We start from the raw sequence: 18,605 nt of genomic DNA on the forward strand, positions 1-18,605 counted from the left end.
CGAGCCGATCGGCCGGCCCCCGCACGCCGCACGTCGCCGGGCGCGTCCTCGCGCCCGGCGAGCCCGGCTCGATGAACGGACACCATGGCAGTCACAGTTCTTCCTCGCAGCCCCCTGGTCAGGTACCTCCTGGTGCGGCTCGCCCTGATCGTCCCGACCGTGCTCATCCTCGTGACGGTCGTCTTCTTCTTCATGCGGGTCATCGGTGACCCGATCACGGCCTCCCAGGGCGGCCGGCTGTCCGCCGCCGACCTCGCCGAGCGCAAGGCCGAGGCCGGCTTCGACCGCCCGATCCTCGCGCAGTACTGGGACTACCTCAGCGGCCTGGTCCGGGGCGACTTCGGCACCGCGCTGACCGACCACCGCGCGATCAGCGAGGTGCTCGTCACGAACGGCGCGGCCACGCTGGAGCTCGTCGCCTGGGCGCTGCTCGTGGCCTTCGCCGTCGGCGTCCCGCTCGGCCGCATCGCGGCCCGGTACCGCGACCGGCTGCCCGACGTGAGCATCCGCATCTTCGCGGTGCTCGTGTACGCGGCCCCGGTGTTCTTCGTCGGCCTGCTGCTCAAGCTGCTGTTCTCCGCGACCCTCGGCTGGCTGCCGTCCTCGGGCCGCGCCTCGCCGACGGCGGAGATCGCGCTCAACAACGTGACCCCGAAGACGAACATCATGATCGTCGACGCGATCCTGTACGGCGACCCCGGCTTCATCCTTGACGTGCTCAAGCACGCGGTGCTGCCCGCGGTGGCCCTGGGGCTGCTCACGGCCGGCGTCTTCATCCGGCTCATCCGGATCAACCTGCTCGAGACGATGCGCACCGACTACGTCACGGCGGCCCGCGCCCGCGGCGTCTCCGAGCGGCGCGTCGTCCGGCAGCACGCCTTCCGCAACGCGCTCGTTCCGGTCGTCACGGTCATGGGGATGCAGATCGCGATGATGCTCGGCGGGGCGATCCTCACCGAGACGACGTTCGAGTGGCAGGGCCTGGGCTACACGCTGTCGAAGTACCTGCTCGCCCGCGACTTCGTGGCCGTGCAGGGCATCGTCACGGCGATCGCCGTCGTCGTCGCGGTCTCGAGCTTCCTGATCGACGTCATCAACGCGCTCGTCGACCCGAGAGTGAGGTACTGATGAGCGCCATCATCGCCACCGAGACCGCGGGGCTGACCCCGCCGCCGCCGCGCCGGGGGTTCCCCGGCGTCGCGCTGCTGCGCTCCACGCACGGCCTCCAGCGCGGGATGCTCGTCGCCGGGCTCGCCGTGATCGCGGTGTTCGTCGTCGTCGCCGTGTTCGCGCCCGTGCTCGCCCCGTACGGCTTCAACGCCGACCGGGCCGACGGCGTCGTGTTCGGCACGCAGCAGCCGCCGTCGGCCGCGCACTGGCTCGGCACCACCGTCGGCGGGCTCGACGTGCTCTCGCGGGTCATCTTCGGTGCCCGCACGGCGCTGACGGTCATCGTCCTCGCGGTCGCGATCTCGCTGGTCGTCGGCGTCCCGCTCGGCGTCGTGTCGGGCTACGTCGGGGGCTGGCTGGACCGCACCCTCGTGCTCGTCACCGACGCGCTCTACGCGTTCCCGTCGCTGCTGCTCGCGATCGTCGTCTCGATCATGATCACGGGCGGGCGGTCGACCCCCATGGGGGGCATCCTCGCGGCCGCGCTGTCGATCACGGTCGTCTACGTCCCGCAGTACTTCCGGGTCGTGCGCAACCAGACCGTGTCCGTCAAGAACTCCCCGTTCGTCGACGCCGCGCGGATCACGGGCGCGAAGCCGCGGCGGATCATGTTCCGGCACGTGCTGCCCAACGTCTCCCAGACCATCCCCGTGCTGGGCACGCTCAACGCCTCCGAGGCGATCCTCACGCTCGCGGGCCTGGGCTTCCTCGGGTTCGGCATCGAGCCGTCGTCCGCCGCCGAGTGGGGCTACGACCTCAACAAGGCGCTCGCCGACGCCACCAACGGCATCTGGTGGACCGGGGTGTTCCCGGGGCTCGCGATCGTGATCGTCGTCGCGGGCGTCACCTTGGTCGGCGAGAGCCTCAACGACGTGCTCAACCCGATGCTGCGCACGCGCGGCGGGGCGACCACGACGGCCGACGAGGCCGAGGTCGCGCTCGCCGTCGGCCTGCCGGCGTCGGCCGACGAGCCGGTGCCGACGCTCGAGCCTGCGCCGACGGATGGGCCTGTGCCGACGGACGAGCCGGTGCCGACCGATGGGCCGGCGTCAGCCGGCGAGACGCCACCGGCGACTACCGACGATAAGGAGGCGGGACGATGACCGCCCCGACCGTGCCCGTGCTGGACATCAATCGGCTCAGCGTGAGCTTCCGGTCCGACGCCGGCCCCGTCCGGGCGGTGCGCGAGATCAGCTTCCGCGTCGCTCCGGGCGAGATCGTCGCCGTGGTGGGGGAGTCGGGCTCGGGGAAGTCCGTGAGCTCGCGGGCCCTGCTCGGCCTGCTCCCCGACACCGCGACCGTCGAGGGCTCCGCGACGCTCGGCGGGGTCGAGCTCACGGCCCTGCGCGGCGAGGCGATGCGCAAGGTCCGCGGCGACCGCGTCGCGATGATCTTCCAGGAGGCCTCGACCGCGCTCGACCCGGTGCGCACCGTCGGCTGGCAGGTCGTCCAGGCGATCCGCACCCACCGCAGCCTGTCCCGCCGGGCCGCCAAGGCGCGCGCGATCGAGCTCCTCGAGCTCGTCGGCATCCCCGATCCCGCCGCCCGCGTGCACTCCTACCCGCACCAGCTCTCGGGCGGGCAGAAGCAGCGCGTCATGATCGCCATCGCGATCGCCTGCGATCCCGAGGTGATCGTCGCCGACGAGCCGACGACGGCGCTCGACGTCACCGTCCAGGCGGCGATCCTCGAGCTGTTGCGCGACCTGCGCGACCGCCTCGGCACCGCGATCGTGCTGATCACCCACAACATGGGGGTCGTCGCGGACCTCGCCGACCGCGTCGTGGTCATGTACCGCGGCGAGATCGTCGAGCAGGCGCCCGTGGCCCAGCTCTTCGCGGCGCCGGCGCACCCGTACACGCGCCGGCTCCTGGCGGCCGTGCCCCACCTCGGGCAGGGGCGCTCGAGCGGCGCGTCGACGACGTCGGCGGTGCCCGTCGCACCCGGCGCCAGGGACACCGGCGCCGCTGTGTCTGGGGCCGCTGTGTCTGGGGCCGGAGCGCCAGTCCCGGCGCTCGTGGTCCGCGACCTCGTGGTGGAGTTTCCGGGCCGGCTCGGCAGCCCCAAGGTGCTCGCCGTCGACGGTGTCTCGTTCGCGATCGCCCCCGGCGCGGTGCTCGGGCTCGTCGGCGAGTCCGGCTCGGGCAAGACCACCGTCGGCCGGGCCACCGTCGGGCTCGCGCCCGCCACGAGCGGCGGCATCGAGGTGTTCGGGACCGACCTGCTCACCGCATCGCCGCAGGCCCTGCGGGCGCTGCGGCGCCGGTTCGGCTTCGTCTTCCAGGACCCCGCCGCGTCGCTCAACCCGCGGGCCAGCGTCGGCGCGTGCATCTCCGAGCCGCTCTCGGTGCACAAGATCGGCTCCGAGGCGTCGCGGCGCGCGAAGGTCGCGGAGCTGCTCGAGGCCGTCGAGCTGCCGGCGTCCTATGCGCGCCGGTTCCCGCACGAGCTCTCGGGCGGCCAGCGGCAGCGGGTCAGCCTGGCCCGAGCGCTCGTGCTCGGCCCGGACCTGCTCATCGCCGACGAGCCGACGAGCGCGCTCGACGTCTCGGTCCAGGCGACCGTGCTCGCGCTGTTCCAGCAGCTCCAGGTCGAGATGGGCTTCGCGTGCCTGTTCATCAGCCACGACCTCGCGGTGATCGACCTGGTCGCCCACGACGTCGCGGTGATGCGCGCCGGCCAGCTCGTCGAGGTCGGTACGACGGCCGCGGTGCTCAAAGCGCCGGCGCACGCGTACACGCGCGCGCTGCTCGCGGCGGTCCCGGTGCCCGACCCGGCCGAACAGCGCGAGCGCCGGATCGCGCGCGCCGCGCTGGCGGCCGAGGCGGCGGCGCTACGCCCCGAGGCGCTCGGAGTCTAGCCCGCGCTCGAGGTCTCGCCCTTGCTCGAGGTCTCGCCCGGCCGGACCGCCGCCGGGCGGGTGCGAGCGCTCGGCTCTGCGCCCCGCGGGTGTGGACCGTGCACGCGGCATAAATCACGAGAACTCGCCCCAATTACATCCATATTCCGTGAGCAGAAATAGCCTATTTCTGACTTCAGTCATAAGCAATTTGACAATGAATTCGCCGCACGGCTTGGATAGTCGTAGCAGGTCAGGCGACGTCCCGGGCGCGAACCGCGCGCGGGCAAGCCACGCCGCCTGCTCGGCTGGAAGGCCACCATGAGGCTCAGGAACTCGCCCGGCGCGGCGCGCACATTCTTCGGTTCAAGACGGTCTCGCGGGGTGCTCGCGCTTCCCGTGATCGTCCTCGTCGCGGCCTCGCTCACCGCCGGCGCGGCGGCGGCCGGCCCGTCGGTCGTCAGCACGAGCCCGGGGGACGGCTCGCTCAGCGCGCCGACCCGCCACAACGGCGGCGACAACGTCGTGACCGCGACGGCGGTTAGCGCGACGTTCAGCGAACCGATGGACCCGCTCACGCTGGCCTCGGACCCGGCCGGCACCCGCACGACGTTCACGCTCGCGACGAGCGCCGGGGTGTCCGTCCCGGGGACCGTGGCGCTCAACGCCGGGCTCACGAAGGCGACCCTGACCCCCGTCGCGGCCGAGCTCAAGCCCGGCACAACCTACACGGCGGTCATCAGCACGGCGGCCGAGAGCGCGCGCGGCGTCGCCCTCGACCAGCCAGTGACGTGGACCTTCACGACCGCCGCCGTCGGCTACACGGCCGAGGCGCCGATCGACCTCGGTGGCGCCAGCACGTTCGCGATCCTGACGAAGACAGGCGTGACGAACGTCTACGCCTCCGTCGTCAACGGCAACGTCGGCGCGAGCCCCATCACCGGGGCCGCGATCGGTCTGAGCTGCCCCGAGGTCGCGACGGGCCTGATCTACTCGGTCGACGCCGCCGGGCCGGCGTGCAAGACGACGGACGCGACCTACCTCACGACGTCGGTGAGCGACATGGAGACCGCCTACGTCGACGCCGCGGGCCGCACGCTGCCCGACGTCCTCAACCTCGGCGCGGGCGAGATCGGCGGGCTGACGCTTCAGCCGGGTCTGTACAAGTGGAACACCGGGGTCTCGATCTCCTCCGACGTGACCTTGACGGGCGGCCCGGACGACGTCTGGATCTTCCAGATCTCGGGAAACCTCAAGCAGGCCTCCGCGACGAACGTCACGCTCGCGGGCGGCGCGCGCGCGGCCAACGTCTACTGGCAGACCGCGGGCTCGGCCACCCTCGGGACCACGGCGCACTTCGAGGGGACGATCCTCTCGAAGACGATGATCGCGATGAAGACCGGGGCGTCGATCAACGGTCGGCTGCTCGCGCAGTCGGCCGCCACGCTGCAGAAGAACGCGGTGACCCTGCCCGCCGAGTAGGCGATCGGCTCAGGCCGGGGCCACCGCAGTGGGGTGGGTCCCGGCCTGCTGCGCGGGGGCGGGCGGGCTCGGCAGCGGGGTGTTGGTCTGCGCGAACACCCCGAGCGTCGTCAGGGCGGACACGACGGCGGTGACCCAGCTCGGCACCGTCGGCACGACGACGCTGATCGTCGCGAGGACGGTGCCGACGGCGGCGACGACCGCCTTGGCGTAGGGCCGCCACGCGGCCGGCAAGAGTGCCAGAAGGTTGTGCATGAGATGCCTCCTCAGGGACGGCGTCGGCCCCGGCGGGTGTCGATTCCCCCACAGGAGACGCGGGCGTGGGCGCTGGATACCTCGCGGCCCGGCCCGGGGTGGACCGCCGGGCCCGGCGCGCCTGGGACAATCGGGTGTGACGACTTCCTCCGGATCGAGCCCCATCGACCGGATCACCGTCAGGGCCCTGGTCGTGTGGGGCTCCGCGCTGGCCGCGTACGTGTTCGCCGTCTTCGCCCGCTCGTCGCTGTCGGCGACGGGCGTCGAGGCCGCCGTGCGGTTCGAGGCGACGGCCGCGGTGCTGTCGCTCTTCGCCGTCCTGCAGCTCGGCGTGTACGCCGTCATGCAGATCCCCGCCGGCGCCACCGTCGACCGGATCGGCCCGCGCCGGGCGATCGCGATCGGCTCGCTGCTCATCGGGCTCGGCCAGATCGCCATCGCCTTCGCCGGGGGAGTGCCCGCCGCGATCGGCGCCCGGGTGCTCGTCGGGTCGGGCGACGCGTTCATCTTCCTGTCCGTCGTGCGGCTCGTCCCGGCGTGGTTCCCGGGCCGGCACGTCGCCCTCGTGACCCAGCTCACCGGCGTCGTCGGGCAGCTCGGCCAGCTGCTCAGCCTCGGCCCGCTCGTCGCTGCCGTGCACACGCGCGGCTGGACGGCGGCGTTCTTCGGCGCGGGTTCGCTGACCCTGCTGGTCGGGCTGCTCGCGCTGCTCGCCGTGCGGGACGGGCGCAGCCACCAGATCCTGGCGGTCGCCGCGCTCGACCGCGCGGTCGGGCGAGCGGGCGACCTCGCCGCCCGCTCGGCGCCGGACCGCGGCGGCCTCCTGCTGCGCACGTGGCGCAACCCGGGCACGCGCACGGGGTTCTGGGTGCACTTCACCATGCAGTTCTCGGCCAACACGTTCGCGCTGCTGTGGGGCTTCGCGTACATGACGAAGGCCGAGCACGTCGACGCGTCGGTCGGGCTCGGGGTGCTCACGACCTACGTGCTGGGCTGCGTCGTCTTCGGGCCGTTCCTCGGCGTGCTCAGCGGCCGGTTCCCGGGCCTGCGCCTGCGCCTGATCGTGACCCTGGTCGGGGTGCACGTCGCCATGTGGGGCGTGGTACTCGCATGGCCGGGGGACGTGCCGACGCCCGCACTGTTCGCGCTCGCGGTGGTGCTCGCGACCGGCGGGCCGGCGTCGCTGATCGGCTTCGACATCTGCCGGTCGACCAACCCGCTCGCGTCGATGGGCCTCGCGACCGGCATGGTCAACGCGGGCGGGTTCACGTCGTCGCTGACGGCGGTGCTCGCAATCGGCGTCGTGCTGGACCTGCTGGGGCAGGGGTCGCCGGACCAGTTCACGGACGCGGGCTTCGCGCTCGCGTGGCTCGTACAGGTCCCGCTCTGGGCGCTCGGGCTCGTGATGCTCCGCCGGTCGATCGGGCCCTACCGGGCGTTCGGCGGGGCGCCTGCGGCCGTCCCCCCGACCCGGCCCTGAGAGCCCGCGCCGCCCGCCCGCGAGCGGCGTTGCCCGGATCGGCCCGGGCCGTGCGAAAGTTGCCCCCATGACTGACAAGAGTGTGGTGGTCGTCGGCGGCGGGTACGGCGGGGCGAAGGTCGCGAAGCTCCTCGACGACGTCGCGGACGTGACGCTGGTCGAGCCGAAGGACGCGTTCGTGCACTCGACGGGCGCGCTGCGCGCCGCGGTGGACCCGGCCTGGGAGGACAGGGTCTTCTTCCCGTACGACCACCTGCTCGCCCGCGGCCGCGTCGTGCACGAGCACGCGCAGGCCGTCGGCCCGCACCGCGTCCAGCTCTCGGCGACGGGAGCGCTCGACGCCGACTACCTCGTCCTCGCGACGGGCACCGCCTACCCCTTCCCCGCGAAGTTCATCGAGTCCGAGTCCCACCTCGCGCGGGCCCGCCTGGCCCGGCTGCGCGGCGTGCTCGCGGGCGCCGACCGCGCGCTGCTGGTCGGCGCCGGCCCGGTCGGCCTCGAGCTCGCGGGCGAGCTGAGCGCCGCGTACCCCGATCTCGGGATCACCATCGTCGACCAGGCCGACGACGTCCTGACCACGTGGGACTACCAGCCCGAGCTGCGCGCGTCGATCCGCGCCCAGCTCGAGGCGCGCGGCGTCGTGTTCGAGCTCGGCTCGCCGCTCGGCTACCTCCCCCCGCAGGACGTCGGCGAGCCCGGCGAGTTCACGGTGCACACCCGCGCGGGTGGCGAGGTCTCCGGCCAGGTCTGGTTCCGGTGCCACGGCAACCTGCCCGTGCTCGACTACCTCGGCCCGGAGCTCGCGGCCGCGCGCGTCGGGGACGGCGGGCTCGAGGTGACCGGGGCGCTCACCGTCGTCGGCTTCGACACGGTCTTCGCGATCGGCGACGTCACGACCATCCGCGAGTCCAAGCGGGCCTCGGCCGCACTCGCGCACGCGGAGGTGGCGGCCGCGAACATCCGGGCGCTCATCGAAGGCCGCGAGCCGACCGCGACGTACGCGCCCGCGCCGGAGATCATCGTGCTCCCGCTCGGCCCCGACGGCGGCGGGTCGCAGCTCGTGGGCGACGACGGCGAGCGACGCATCCTCGGGCCGGAGCAGACCAGCGAGCTCAAGGGCGCCGACCTGCACACGGGGGTCCTGACCGAGCTGTTCGGCCGGCCCGCCGCCAGCTAGCGAAGCCGCCTACCTCACGCCGCCTACTTACTCCGCCTACCTCACTCCGCTTACCTCATTCCGGCGGCCGCAGGCGGTAGCTGAGCGTGGGCCGCCCGGCCCGGCCGTACTGCGGCTCGCGCACGCACGCCCCGCTGAGCACCAGGTTGTCGAGGTAGCGCCGCACGGTCACGCGCGAGGCTCCGATGAGCTCCGCCGCGTGCGCCGCGGTCAGTCCCTCGGGGGCCGCGACGAGCGCCGTCCGGACCGCGTCGAGGGTCTCGCGCGACATCCCCTTCGGCAGCGGTTCGCCCACCGGGTCGCGCAGCGCCGCGAGCACCGCGTCGATCTCGCCCTGGTCGGTGACGTCCCGGCGCCCCGCCGACGCCGCGCGGTACCGCGCGTAGTGATCGAGCTTCGAGCGCAGGGCCGCGAACGTGAACGGCTTGATGAGGTAGTGCACCGCGCCGTGTCGCACGGCCGCGCGCACGGTCTCGAGGTCGCGGGACGCCGTGACGATCATGACGTCGGGGGCGTGCGCCGAGGTCTGCAGCGCCCGGCAGACGTCGAGCCCGTGCATGCCCGGCATCGCCAGGTCGAGCAGCACGAGGTCGACCCCGCCCCGCTCGACGCGCGCGAGCGCGGCCGCGCCGTCGTGCGCGATGCCCACGGCCGTGAACCCCGGGACCCGGTCGATGAACACCCGGTGGGCGTCCGCGACGATCGGCTGGTCGTCGACCACGAGCACCCGGATCACCGCGCCAACCCCCGGTCGCGCCCGGGCACCGGGAGCCGGACGATCAGCCGGGACCCGTGCACCGCCTGCACCTCGATCGTGCCGCCGAGGCGGCGGACCGTCCCGTCGACCAGGGCGAGCCCGAGCCCGCGGCCGTGCGGGCTGTCCTCGCGCGCGCCGGCGGACTTCGTGGTCCAGCCGCGCGTGAACGCCTGTCGCACGATGCCGGGGTGCAGGCCCGGGCCCGAGTCGGCGACCTCGAGCTCAAGCGTCCCGACGCGCAGCGACCCGCCGACCCGCACCCACGGGGCCTGGGCGGCGCCCTCGCCGTCGGCCGCGGCGTCGATCGCGTTGTCGATGAGGTTGCCGACGACGACGACGAGGTCGCCCGGGGCGAGCCCGGTCACGGGCACGAGCGTCCCGGGCACGACCGTGAGCTGCACGCCGCGCTCGAGGGCCTGAGCCGCCTTGCCGAGCAGCAGCGCGGCGAGCGCGGGCTCCTCGATCGCGGCCGACACGGACTCCGAGAGGGCCTGGGACACGGCGAGCGTCGCCGTCGCGAACCCGACGGCCTGCTCGTACTCGCCGATCTCCACGAGCACCGAGACGGTGTGCAGCCGGTTGTCCGCCTCGTGCGCGCGGGCGCTGAGCGACTCGGTAAAGCTGCGCAGCGAGTCGAGCTCGCCGGTCAGCCGGACCAGGTCGGTCCGGTCGGCGAGGGTCGTGACCCAGCCGAGGGTCTGGCCGTCGAGCCGGGCCGGGGCCTGCGTGACCACGAGCGTGCGCGCCGGCGTCGCGAACACCTCGCCGTCGCACCGGCGGCCGGACGACATGAGCTCGCCGAGGCCGGCCTCGACGCCGAGGGCGGAGATGCTCGCGCCGGCGGCGACGAGCGGGGCGTCGAGCAGCCGCCTGGCCTCGTCGTTGCACAGCACGACGGTGCGGTCGTGCCCGACGAGCACGAGCCCGGAGCCGACCGAGTGCAGCAGTGCGTCGTAGTACGTCTGCAGGCGCGCCAGCCCCAGCGGGCCGAGCCCGTACGTCTGCCGCCGGAGCCGGCGGGACACGAGGACGGCGCTCAGCACGCCGACGGCGAGCGCCCCGAGCGCGAGCAGGCCGAGCTGGATGGCGCTCGCGCGCACCGTGGCCGAGATCGAGGTGAGCGGCACCCCCGCGGAGACGAGGGCGGCGAGCGAGCCGTCGGGTCGGTGCACGGGCGCGACGACCCGGACCGATCGCCCGAGCGTGCCGGTGTAGTCCTCGACCGTGATCCGCCCCTGCTGGGCGCCCGCGATCGTGCCCTGGAACTTCTGCCCGACCTGCGCCGGGTCGGGGTGGGTGTACCGGATGCCGGCGGGCGTCATCACGACGAGGAAGCCGATGCTGTTGGCCGCGCGCAGCAGCTCGACGCGCTCGGCCAGCGCGGCGGCCGGGTCGGGGCCGAGCACGGCGGCGATCAGCGCGTCGTCGTGGCTCAGGGTCACGACGAGCGTGCGGGCGCGCGAGATCGCCTCGGCGCGGGCCGAGTTCTGCGCGGCGTTCACCGCGAGGGCCCAGCTCGGGACCACGACGGCGAGCAGGAGCACGACCTCGATCACGAGGAGCTGGCTCGCGAAGCTGTTCCGGTCGCCGGCGGACGACCACACGCCCGTCGCCGCGGGCCGGCCCGCGCGCCGGGGTGCGTGCGGGCGTCGGGGCGTCGTTGAGGGCACCCACCATTATGACCATTAATTTCCGCCCGGATGCAGGTCACCGCAATTTCGGCCGCGACCACAATGACCACAATTGCTCGGCCGCGGCCGCGAGGACAATGGTCCCCGAATTGTCAGCGGCAGCCAGCAAAACTCGTCGTACAAGCCTCAACGGCGTCGCTTCTGGTTCATGAAAGGCCGCGTAACAATGGCCCACCTCGTTGCCCACGACACACGATCTGCGGACCCGGTCCGGCCGACCGGCGAGGGCGCCGCCGCCGGCCCGCCGACCACGCCCGGCCCGCCCGTGCCACCGTCCGCTCCCGCTCCCGCGCCGGCGTCGTTCGCGCCGGTCTCGCTCGTCCGGTTCGCGATCCCCCTGGTCGTGGCCCTCGTGCTGTGGTTCGTCCCGGCGCCCTCGGGCGTCGACGCGCCCGCCTGGCACCTGTTCGCGCTGTTCGTCGCGACGATCGTCGGCGTCATCGCCAAGCCGCTGCCGATGGGTGCGGTGACGCTCATCGGCCTCACGGCCACGGTCGTGACCGGAATCCTCGAGCCTGCCGTGGCCCTGTCGGGATTCTCGAATGCCACGATCTGGCTGATCGTCGTCGCCTTCTTCATCTCGCGCGGCGTGATCAAGACCGGCCTGGGGAATCGGCTCGCGCTGTTCTTCGTGTCACGGCTGGGAAAGAACACGCTCGGGCTCGCCTACGGCCTCGCGGCCACCGACCTCGTGCTCGCTCCCGCGATCCCGTCGAACACCGCCCGCGCCGGCGGCATCATCCAGCCGATCATCCGGTCGATCGCCGAAAGCTACGGCAGCGTGCCCGGCCCGACCTCGCGCAAGGTCGGCGCGTTCCTCACCTCGACCGCCTTCCACGTGAACGCGGTCACCTCGGCGATGTTCCTGACCGCGATGGCCGGCAACTCGCTCGCCGCCCAGCTCGCGGGCGACCAGGGCGTCGAGATCACGTGGGGCAGCTGGGCGCTCGCCGCGATCGTGCCCGGCATCGTCTCGCTCATCGTCGTGCCGCTCGTCGTGTACAAGGTGTACCCGCCCGAGCTGAAGAAGACCCCCGAGGCCGCCGCGACCGCCCGGGCGTCGCTCGCCGACCTCGGCCCGATGACGCGCCCCGAGAAGGTCATGGCCGCCACGATCGTCGGGCTGCTCGCGCTGTGGATCCTCGGCGACTCGCTCCTGGGCCTGTCGGCCACGACGACGGCGCTCATCGGCCTGTGCGTGCTGCTCGTCTCGGGCGTGCTCACGTGGCAGGACGTCACGATGGAGAAGCAGGCCTGGGACACGCTCGTGTGGTTCGCGGTGCTCGTGATGATGGCCACCCAGCTCAACGAGCTCGGGCTCATCCCGTGGCTCAGCGAGCAGATGTCGGGCGTCGTCGCGGGGATGGGCTGGGAGAAGGCCTTCATCCTGCTGACGCTCGTCTACTTCTTCAGCCACTACCTCTTCGCGTCCAACACCGCCCACATCTCAGCGATGTACGCGGCCTTCCTCGCCACCGCGATCATCGCGGGCGTCCCGCCGCTCATGGCCGCGCTGGTCCTCGGCTTCTGCTCGAATCTCTTCGCCTCGCTCACGCACTACTCGTGCGGCCCCGCCCCGGTGCTCTTCGGCCCGGGCTACGTCCCGGTCGGCAACTGGTGGCGCACCGGCTTCCTCATCGCCGTCGTCAACATCGCGATCTGGATGGGCATCGGCGGCCTCTGGATGAAGGTCCTCGGCATGTGGTGACCACTCACCTCCACGCACTTTCCGTCTGCACCCCTGCTATCGAAGGAAGCACCATGACGATCGACGTCACCACCCCCCGCGCAGCGGGTCAGGACGAGCCGAAGTTCCGCACGGAGCGGGACACCATGGGCGAGATCCGGGTCCCGATCCACGCGAAGTACCGCGCGCAGACGCAGCGCGCCATCGAGAACTTTGAGATCTCCGGGACCGGGCTCTCGCGCCACCACATCGCCGCGCTCGCGCAGATCAAGCGCGCGGCGGCGCTCGCGAACAACGAACGGGGCCTGTTCGACGAGAAGACCACGGCCGCGATCGTGTTCGCCGCCGACCAGGTCATCGCGGGCCAGTGGGACGCGGACTTCCCGATCGACGTCTTCCAGACCGGGTCCGGCACGTCGTCGAACATGAACGCGAACGAGGTCATCGCGACCCTGGCGACCGAGCGGCTGGGCGCTCCCGTGCACCCGAACGACGACGTGAACGCGTCGCAGTCGTCGAACGACGTGTTCCCCGCGTCGATCCACATCGCCGCGACGCAGGCCGTCGTCTCTGAGCTGCTGCCCGCGCTGGAGCACCTGTCCCAGGCGCTCGCCGCGAAGTCGACCGAGTTCGCCGACGTCGTGAAGTCCGGGCGCACGCACCTGCAGGACGCGACGCCGGTGACCCTCGGCCAGGAGTTCTCCGGGTACGCCGCGCAGATCGCCTACGGCGCGGAGCGGCTGACCGGGTCCCTGCCCCGCCTCGCGGAGCTGCCGCTCGGCGGCACCGCCGTCGGCACCGGGTTGAACACCCCGCCCGGCTTCTCGCCGCGCGTCATCGCGCTGATCGCCGAGCGCACGGGCCTGCCGTTCACGGAGGCGCGCAACCACTTCGAGGCGCAGAGCGCGCAGGACTCGCTCGTCGAGACCTCGGGCGTGCTGCGGACCGTCGCGATCTCGCTCGTGAAGATCTGCAACGACCTGCGCTGGATGGGCTCGGGCCCGCTGGCCGGCCTTGGCGAGATCAACCTCCCCGACCTGCAGCCCGGGTCGTCGATCATGCCCGGCAAGGTCAACCCGGTCATCCCCGAGGCCGTCATCCAGGTCGCGGCCCAGGTCATCGGGAACGACGCGGCCGTCGCGTTCGCGGGTGCCGCCGGCACGTTCGAGCTGATCGTCACGATGCCCGTGATGGCCCGCAACCTGCTCGAGTCGATCACGCTGCTCGCCAACGCCGCGACCCACCTCGCCGACAAGTGCGTCGCCGGCATCGAGGCCAACCGCGAGCGCTGCCGCCAGCTCGCCGAGCTGTCGCCGTCGATCGTGACGCCGCTCAACCGCGTCATCGGGTACGAGTCCGCGACCAAGATCGTCAAGTACGCGATCGCGAACAAGCTCACGATCCGCGAGGCTGTCATCGCGCTCGGCTACGTCGAGCGGGGCGAGCTCACGCCCGCCCAGCTCGACACCGCGCTCGACGTGCTCGCGATGACCGTCGCGCCGACGGCGCTCTGATGCAGACGCTGCGCGCAGACATTGCCATCATCGGTGGCGGCGGGGCAGGCCTGCGGGCAGCGATCGCCGCGGCCACCGCGCACCCCGAGATGGACGTCCTGCTGATCTCCAAGGTCTACCCGATGCGGTCGCACACCGTGGCCGCGGAGGGTGGGGCCGCGGGCGTCGTCGGTGAGGGGGACTCGATCGCCAAGCACTTCGCGGACACCGTCTCGGGCGGTGACTGGCTGTGCGACCAGGACGTGGTGCAGTACTTCGTCGAGCACGCCGCCGAAGAGATGTACCAGATGGAGCGGTGGGGCTGCCCGTGGAGCCGGCAGGCCAGCGGAGAGATCGAGGTCCGGCGATTCGGGGGGATGAGCCAGCCGCGTACCTGGTTCGCGGCCGACAAGACCGGGTTCCACCTCCTGCACACGCTCTTCCAGACGTCGATGCAGTTCTCGAACATCAAGCGGCTCGACGAGCACCTCGCGCTGGAGCTCGTCGTGACCGACGGACGCGTCGGCGGCGTCGTGACCTACTCGCAGCGCGACGGCTACCCCGTGCTCGTCGAGGCGGGCTCCGTGATCGTCGCGACCGGGGGCGCGGGCCGCATCTACGCCCAGAACACCAACGGGTCGATCGTCACGGGCGACGGCATGGCCATGGCGTACCGGGCCGGGGTGCCGCTGCGCGACATGGAGTTCGTGCAGTACCACCCGACCGGCCTGCCGGGCTCGGGCATCCTCATCACCGAGGGCTGCCGCGGCGAGGGCGGCGTCATGACGAACAAGGACGGGTACCGCTACCTCCAGGACTACGGGCTGGGCCCCGAGACCCCGATCGGGAGCCCGGAGAACAAGCACATGGAGCTCGGCCCGCGGGACCGGCTCTCGCAGGCGTTCTGGTACGAGCAGCAGGCGGGGCGCACGATCTCGACCCCGCGCGGCGACGTCGTGAACCTGGACCTGCGCCACCTCGGCGCGGCGTACCTGCACGAGCGGCTCCCGCTGATCTGCGAGCTCGCGGAGCGCTACATGGGCATCGACCCCGCTAAGGAGCCGATCCCCGTGTGCCCGACGGCGCACTACACGATGGGCGGGATCGCGACCGACGTGACGACGTCGACGCAGCTGCCCGGCCTGTACGCCGTGGGCGAGGCCGCGTCGTCGGGCCTGCACGGCGCGAACCGGCTCGGCTCCAACTCCCTCGCCGAGCTGCTCGTGCTCGGCAAGGTCGCGGGCGAGCAGGCGGCGGAGTTCGCGTGGTCCGAGCCGCTCGCCTCGACGCCAGCCGTGCGGCGCGCGGCCGACGACACGGCGGCGCGGTACCTGTCGATGATGGGCCGCGGCACCGAGAGCCCGGCGCAGATCCGCACCGAGCTGGGCCGGACGATGGACGACGGCGTCGGCATCTTCCGCACGGCGGAGGGCATGTCCGCGACGGCCGCCAAGATCGCCGAGCTCAAGGAGCGCTACACGGACGTCAAGGTGGCCGACACCTGCCCCGTCTACAACACCGACTGGTCGTCCGCGGTCGAGCTCGGCGCGATGCTCGACGTCGCCGGCGCGATGGTGCATTCGGCCCTGCGCCGCGAGGAGTCGCGCGGGTCGCACAAGCGGCTCGACGGCTTCGGCGAACGCGACGACGTGAACTTCCTCGCGCACACCCAGGCCTGGTACGCCGCCGACGGCGCCCCGGCCATCACCTACCAGCCGGTCGTCATCACGACGTCGCAGCCCGCGAGCCGGGCTTACGGCGCCGCCGGCGTCGCGGCGGCCTCCGCCTCGGCGGCCGGTGCGTCCGCGGCGGCCGGTGCCTCGACCGACGCGACCACGAACGGAGCCCAGCGATGAGCGACGAGAACGCCTGCGGCGCGAGCTGTTCCGGGGGCTGCCAGGACGGCGCGTCCGGGACCTCAGCGCAGACGCCGGCGGCGGCGTCGACGGTGCTCGGCACGATCACGGTCGAGGTCCAGCGATACCGCCCGGACACGGGCGCGGCGCCGTACCTGCAGCAGTTCGAGGTGCCCTGGGGCCAGGACACCTCGGTGCTCGACGCGCTGACCTGGATCAAGGACAACCTCGACTCGTCGCTGGCGTTCCGGTGGTCGTGCCAGATGGCGATCTGCGGCAGCTGCGGGTTCATGCTGAACGGCGTGCCGCGCCTGGGCTGCGAGCACTTCGTGCGCGACTACGCCCCCGGCCCGCTGCGCGTGGAGCCGCTCGAGAACTTCGCGGTCGAGCGTGACCTCGTCGTCGACCTCGAGCCGTTCATGGGCAAGCTCGCGGCCGTCACGCCGTACCTCGTCCCGGACCCCGACGTGCCGCTGGCGGGGCCTGGCAACCTCCAGACGCCGGAGCAGATGCTCGCGTACCACGACTACGCGATGTGCATCAACTGCCTGCTGTGCTACTCGGCCTGCCCCCAGGTCGGGCTCGCCACGGACTTCCTCGGGCCGGCGGCCGTGACCGCCGCCGTCCGCTACAACCGCGACTCGCGCGACCACGGGGACGCGGTTCGGCTGCCGATCCTCGACTCCGCAGACGGGCTGTGGCCGTGCACCTTCGTCGGCGCCTGCTCGACCGCCTGCCCCAAGGGCGTCGATCCGGCCGCGGCGATCCAGCAGGCCAAGGCCTCCGTCGCGGCGTCGTGGGCCTTCGAGTTCGTCCTTCCCCACCATGGAGCTGACCGATGAGCGTCGTGCCGCAGCAGAAGCCCGCCCCCGCCGAGGGCGGCACCGCGAGTGCGCGGAGGCCGTACCGAGCGCCGATGCGCCGGACGTGGTTCCTGCGCTCGCGCGAGTACCGCGCGTACGCGCTTCGCGAGGCGTCGAGCGTGGTCGTCGGGTTCTTCGTGTTCGACCTCGTCGTGGGCCTCGTGTCGATGAACCGCGGCCTCGAGAGCTGGCAGTGGTGGGTCGAGATGCAGACGCGGCCGATCAACCTCGTGCTCACGGCCCTGACGATCGTCATGTCGCTCGTGCACGCGTCGACCTGGTTCCAGGCCACCCCGAAGATCATCAAGATCCGGCGCGGCCCGCGGTACGTCGCGGACGGCTGGGTCGTGGCGCAGCACTACGTGCTGCTGGTCGCGTTCGGGGCCGTCGTGTACTTCTGGCTGGGAGGCCTGTGATGAAGCAGTGGGAAGGGCGGACGAACGAGCCGCTGCTGTGGTCGCTGTTCGGCGGCGGGGGGATGCTCGCGGTCTTCACGATGCCCGTGCTCGTCCTCGTGTTCGGCGTGCTCGTGCCGTTCGGCGGGTTCGGAGGGGCGGCGGGTACCTACGAGCGGATGAGCGGCTTCATCACCCACCCGCTCGTCAGCTTCGGGGTGGCGATCGCGCTCGGGCTCGTCCTGTGGCACTGCTGCCACCGCACGTATCACGCGCTGCACGACCTCGGGCTGAACCCGCCGGAGGTCGTTCGCGCCGCGATCTACGGCGTCGCGCTCCTGACCCCCGCGATCGGGTACTCGCTGTGCCTTGCGTCATGACGGCCCGCATCATCGAGATCGCGACGGCCCGGCGCGTGCGCGGCGCCGTCGCCGATGCGACCCACGCGGCGTCGGTGCACAACAGCCAGCCGTGGCGGTTCGTCGTCGGCCGCTCGCGGGTCGAGCTGTGGCTCGACCCGCGGAACCGGCCGACGGTGATCGACCCGGAGGGCCGGCTCGCGCTCGCGTCGATCGGCGCGGCCGCGGCCAACCTCGAGCTCGGGCTCCGCTGCCGGCTCCAGCGGGAGGTCCGGCTCGACCTGCTGCCGGGCGCGGTGGCCGGCCTCGCGCCTCCGGGCGCGGCCGAGGCTCCGGCGAGGAACCCGGTCGCGATCGCGACGTGGGGCGCGGCCACCAGCGTCGCCACCGCGAGCGAGCTCAAGCTGCACGACGCGATCCCCTCCCGGCACACGACCCGCCAGCCGCTGTACGGCGGGGTCAGCGCCAGCGCGTGGGAGTTCGTGCACGACGTCGTCGCGCCGGCGCCGCCTGAGGCCGAGGCTGCCATCGGGTCCGCCGCCCCGGTCGGGTCCGTCCGGCCCGACGACGCGCAGACGGCGATGCTGCTCGACCTCGTCGCCGACGTCGATCGGCGCTGGCGCCACGACGTCGCCTACCTCGCGGAGATCGAGCGCTGGTCGCACGCCCGCGCCGGCCGCGGCGTCCCCCGGGGCGCGCACGGACCGCGCGACGCGTCCGGCCGGGTCGCCGCGCGCGACTTCTCGGTCGGGGTCGCGGGGGACCACTGGCGGCCGGCGGACGCGTACTTCGAGATCAGCCCGCAGCTGCTGGTGATCACGACGCCCGGCGACGACGCCCAGGCGTGGGTCCGGGCCGGGCATGCGATGCAGCGGGCCATGCTTGCGGCGACCGCGCGCGGGCTCGACGTGGGCGTACTCGGCCAGCTCGTCGAGGACCCGGCCGCGCGCCGCCGCGCGGGCGTGCTCCTGGGGGTGGACGGATCGACGGTCCAGCAGGTGCTCCGGCTCGGTCGCCCGGGCGCGGACCGCGCTCCCGGCCGCACTCCGCGCCGCCAGCTCCGCACGGTCATCTCCGGCTGACTTCGCGGCGTCCGTTCGC

General features: G+C 72.8%; 16 protein-coding genes. 13 read left to right on the plus strand and 3 right to left on the minus strand.

What is annotated here, in order from left to right:
* Positions 1-84 precede the first annotated feature (84 nt).
* The 4 genes from J4E96_RS07780 to J4E96_RS07795 all read left to right on the plus strand — a co-directional run bounded on the left by J4E96_RS07780 (position 85) and on the right by J4E96_RS07795 (position 5,491).
* Positions 85-1,128, plus strand: a complete 1,044-nt coding sequence (locus J4E96_RS07780; protein ID WP_227425185.1) for an ABC transporter permease — start codon at positions 85-87, stop codon at positions 1,126-1,128.
* Positions 1,128-2,273 carry an ABC transporter permease gene (locus tag J4E96_RS07785; RefSeq protein WP_227425186.1) on the plus strand — a complete coding sequence of 382 codons (1,146 nt, stop codon included), beginning with the start codon at positions 1,128-1,130 and terminating at the stop codon, positions 2,271-2,273. The genes J4E96_RS07780 and J4E96_RS07785 overlap by 1 nt, the downstream gene beginning before the upstream one ends.
* The gene (locus J4E96_RS07790) at positions 2,270-4,030 is read left to right on the plus strand and encodes an ABC transporter ATP-binding protein (protein WP_227425187.1); all 1,761 of its coding nucleotides are present in this window, start codon (positions 2,270-2,272) and stop codon (positions 4,028-4,030) included. The genes J4E96_RS07785 and J4E96_RS07790 overlap by 4 nt, the downstream gene beginning before the upstream one ends.
* Positions 4,031-4,393: 363 nt before the next feature.
* Complete coding sequence (locus J4E96_RS07795) at positions 4,394-5,491, plus strand: ice-binding family protein (RefSeq protein ID WP_227425188.1); 1,098 nt, start codon at positions 4,394-4,396, stop codon at positions 5,489-5,491.
* A gap of 9 nt (positions 5,492-5,500) precedes the next feature.
* On the opposite strand, the gene J4E96_RS07800 is transcribed toward J4E96_RS07795, so the two are convergent.
* Positions 5,501-5,746, minus strand: a complete 246-nt coding sequence (locus J4E96_RS07800; RefSeq protein ID WP_227425189.1) for a DUF7439 family protein — start codon at positions 5,744-5,746, stop codon at positions 5,501-5,503.
* Between the two features lie 136 nt (positions 5,747-5,882).
* Between J4E96_RS07800 and J4E96_RS07805 the strand changes: the two genes are divergently transcribed.
* Both J4E96_RS07805 and J4E96_RS07810 read left to right on the plus strand, forming a co-directional pair.
* Positions 5,883-7,226, plus strand: a complete 1,344-nt coding sequence (locus tag J4E96_RS07805; protein WP_227425190.1) for an MFS transporter — start codon at positions 5,883-5,885, stop codon at positions 7,224-7,226.
* Positions 7,227-7,293: 67 nt separating this feature from the next.
* Positions 7,294-8,403 carry an FAD-dependent oxidoreductase gene (locus J4E96_RS07810; protein WP_227425191.1) on the plus strand — a complete coding sequence of 370 codons (1,110 nt, stop codon included), beginning with the start codon at positions 7,294-7,296 and terminating at the stop codon, positions 8,401-8,403.
* Between the two features lie 55 nt (positions 8,404-8,458).
* Here the strand turns inward: J4E96_RS07810 and J4E96_RS07815 are convergent, their stop codons facing one another.
* Positions 8,459-9,139, minus strand: coding sequence for a response regulator (locus J4E96_RS07815; RefSeq protein ID WP_227425192.1), 681 nt, complete (start codon positions 9,137-9,139; stop codon positions 8,459-8,461).
* Positions 9,136-10,830 (minus strand): sensor histidine kinase, encoded by a 1,695-nt coding sequence (locus J4E96_RS07820; RefSeq protein ID WP_227425193.1) that lies wholly within the window; start codon positions 10,828-10,830, stop codon positions 9,136-9,138. The genes J4E96_RS07815 and J4E96_RS07820 overlap by 4 nt, the downstream gene beginning before the upstream one ends.
* A 187-nt stretch (positions 10,831-11,017) precedes the next feature.
* Here J4E96_RS07820 and J4E96_RS07825 point away from each other — a divergent pair, with 187 nt between their 5' ends.
* The 7 genes from J4E96_RS07825 to J4E96_RS07855 are packed head-to-tail and all read left to right on the plus strand — an operon-like array spanning position 11,018 to position 18,586.
* The gene (locus J4E96_RS07825) at positions 11,018-12,559 is read left to right on the plus strand and encodes an anion permease (RefSeq protein WP_227425194.1); all 1,542 of its coding nucleotides are present in this window, start codon (positions 11,018-11,020) and stop codon (positions 12,557-12,559) included.
* A 53-nt stretch (positions 12,560-12,612) separates the two neighbouring features.
* Positions 12,613-14,052, plus strand: a complete 1,440-nt coding sequence (locus J4E96_RS07830) for a class II fumarate hydratase (RefSeq protein ID WP_227425195.1) — start codon at positions 12,613-12,615, stop codon at positions 14,050-14,052.
* Positions 14,052-15,887: a fumarate reductase (quinol) flavoprotein subunit gene (gene frdA / locus J4E96_RS07835; RefSeq protein WP_227425196.1), complete on the plus strand. Its 1,836-nt coding sequence runs from the start codon at positions 14,052-14,054 to the stop codon at positions 15,885-15,887. Before J4E96_RS07830 ends, frdA begins: the two co-directional genes overlap by 1 nt.
* Positions 15,884-16,729, plus strand: a complete 846-nt coding sequence (locus J4E96_RS07840) for a succinate dehydrogenase/fumarate reductase iron-sulfur subunit (RefSeq protein ID WP_227425197.1) — start codon at positions 15,884-15,886, stop codon at positions 16,727-16,729. The genes frdA and J4E96_RS07840 overlap by 4 nt, the downstream gene beginning before the upstream one ends.
* Positions 16,726-17,166 (plus strand): hypothetical protein, encoded by a 441-nt coding sequence (locus J4E96_RS07845; protein WP_227425198.1) that lies wholly within the window; start codon positions 16,726-16,728, stop codon positions 17,164-17,166. The genes J4E96_RS07840 and J4E96_RS07845 overlap by 4 nt, the downstream gene beginning before the upstream one ends.
* A complete protein-coding gene (frdD, locus tag J4E96_RS07850) occupies positions 17,166-17,525 on the plus strand; it encodes a fumarate reductase subunit FrdD (protein WP_227425199.1) in 360 nt (119 codons plus the stop codon). Before J4E96_RS07845 ends, frdD begins: the two co-directional genes overlap by 1 nt.
* On the plus strand, positions 17,522-18,586 hold the full coding sequence (locus J4E96_RS07855) for a nitroreductase family protein (RefSeq protein WP_227425200.1): 1,065 nt from the start codon (positions 17,522-17,524) through the stop codon (positions 18,584-18,586). Before frdD ends, J4E96_RS07855 begins: the two co-directional genes overlap by 4 nt.
* Positions 18,587-18,605 lie beyond the last annotated feature (19 nt).

Origin of the sequence: Pengzhenrongella sicca (genome assembly GCF_017569225.1) — a bacterium.
GTDB classification, from domain to species: Bacteria; Actinomycetota; Actinomycetes; order Actinomycetales; family Cellulomonadaceae; genus Pengzhenrongella; species Pengzhenrongella sicca.

Bases quoted from the DNA above. Each gene is read 5' to 3' on its own strand.
- J4E96_RS07790 (WP_227425187.1), top strand. From the start codon at position 2,270: ATGACCGCCCCGACCGTGCCCGTGCTGGACATCAATCGGCTCAGCGTG.
- J4E96_RS07830 (WP_227425195.1), top strand. From the start codon at position 12,613: ATGACGATCGACGTCACCACCCCCCGCGCAGCGGGTCAGGACGAGCCG.
- J4E96_RS07780 (WP_227425185.1), top strand. From the start codon at position 85: ATGGCAGTCACAGTTCTTCCTCGCAGCCCCCTGGTCAGGTACCTCCTG.
- J4E96_RS07845 (WP_227425198.1), top strand. From the start codon at position 16,726: ATGAGCGTCGTGCCGCAGCAGAAGCCCGCCCCCGCCGAGGGCGGCACC.
- J4E96_RS07825 (WP_227425194.1), top strand. From the start codon at position 11,018: ATGGCCCACCTCGTTGCCCACGACACACGATCTGCGGACCCGGTCCGG.
- J4E96_RS07810 (WP_227425191.1), top strand. From the start codon at position 7,294: ATGACTGACAAGAGTGTGGTGGTCGTCGGCGGCGGGTACGGCGGGGCG.
- J4E96_RS07855 (WP_227425200.1), top strand. From the start codon at position 17,522: ATGACGGCCCGCATCATCGAGATCGCGACGGCCCGGCGCGTGCGCGGC.
- J4E96_RS07785 (WP_227425186.1), top strand. From the start codon at position 1,128: ATGAGCGCCATCATCGCCACCGAGACCGCGGGGCTGACCCCGCCGCCG.
- frdD (WP_227425199.1), top strand. From the start codon at position 17,166: ATGAAGCAGTGGGAAGGGCGGACGAACGAGCCGCTGCTGTGGTCGCTG.
- J4E96_RS07840 (WP_227425197.1), top strand. From the start codon at position 15,884: ATGAGCGACGAGAACGCCTGCGGCGCGAGCTGTTCCGGGGGCTGCCAG.
- frdA (WP_227425196.1), top strand. From the start codon at position 14,052: ATGCAGACGCTGCGCGCAGACATTGCCATCATCGGTGGCGGCGGGGCA.
- J4E96_RS07800 (WP_227425189.1), bottom strand. From the start codon at position 5,746: ATGCACAACCTTCTGGCACTCTTGCCGGCCGCGTGGCGGCCCTACGCC.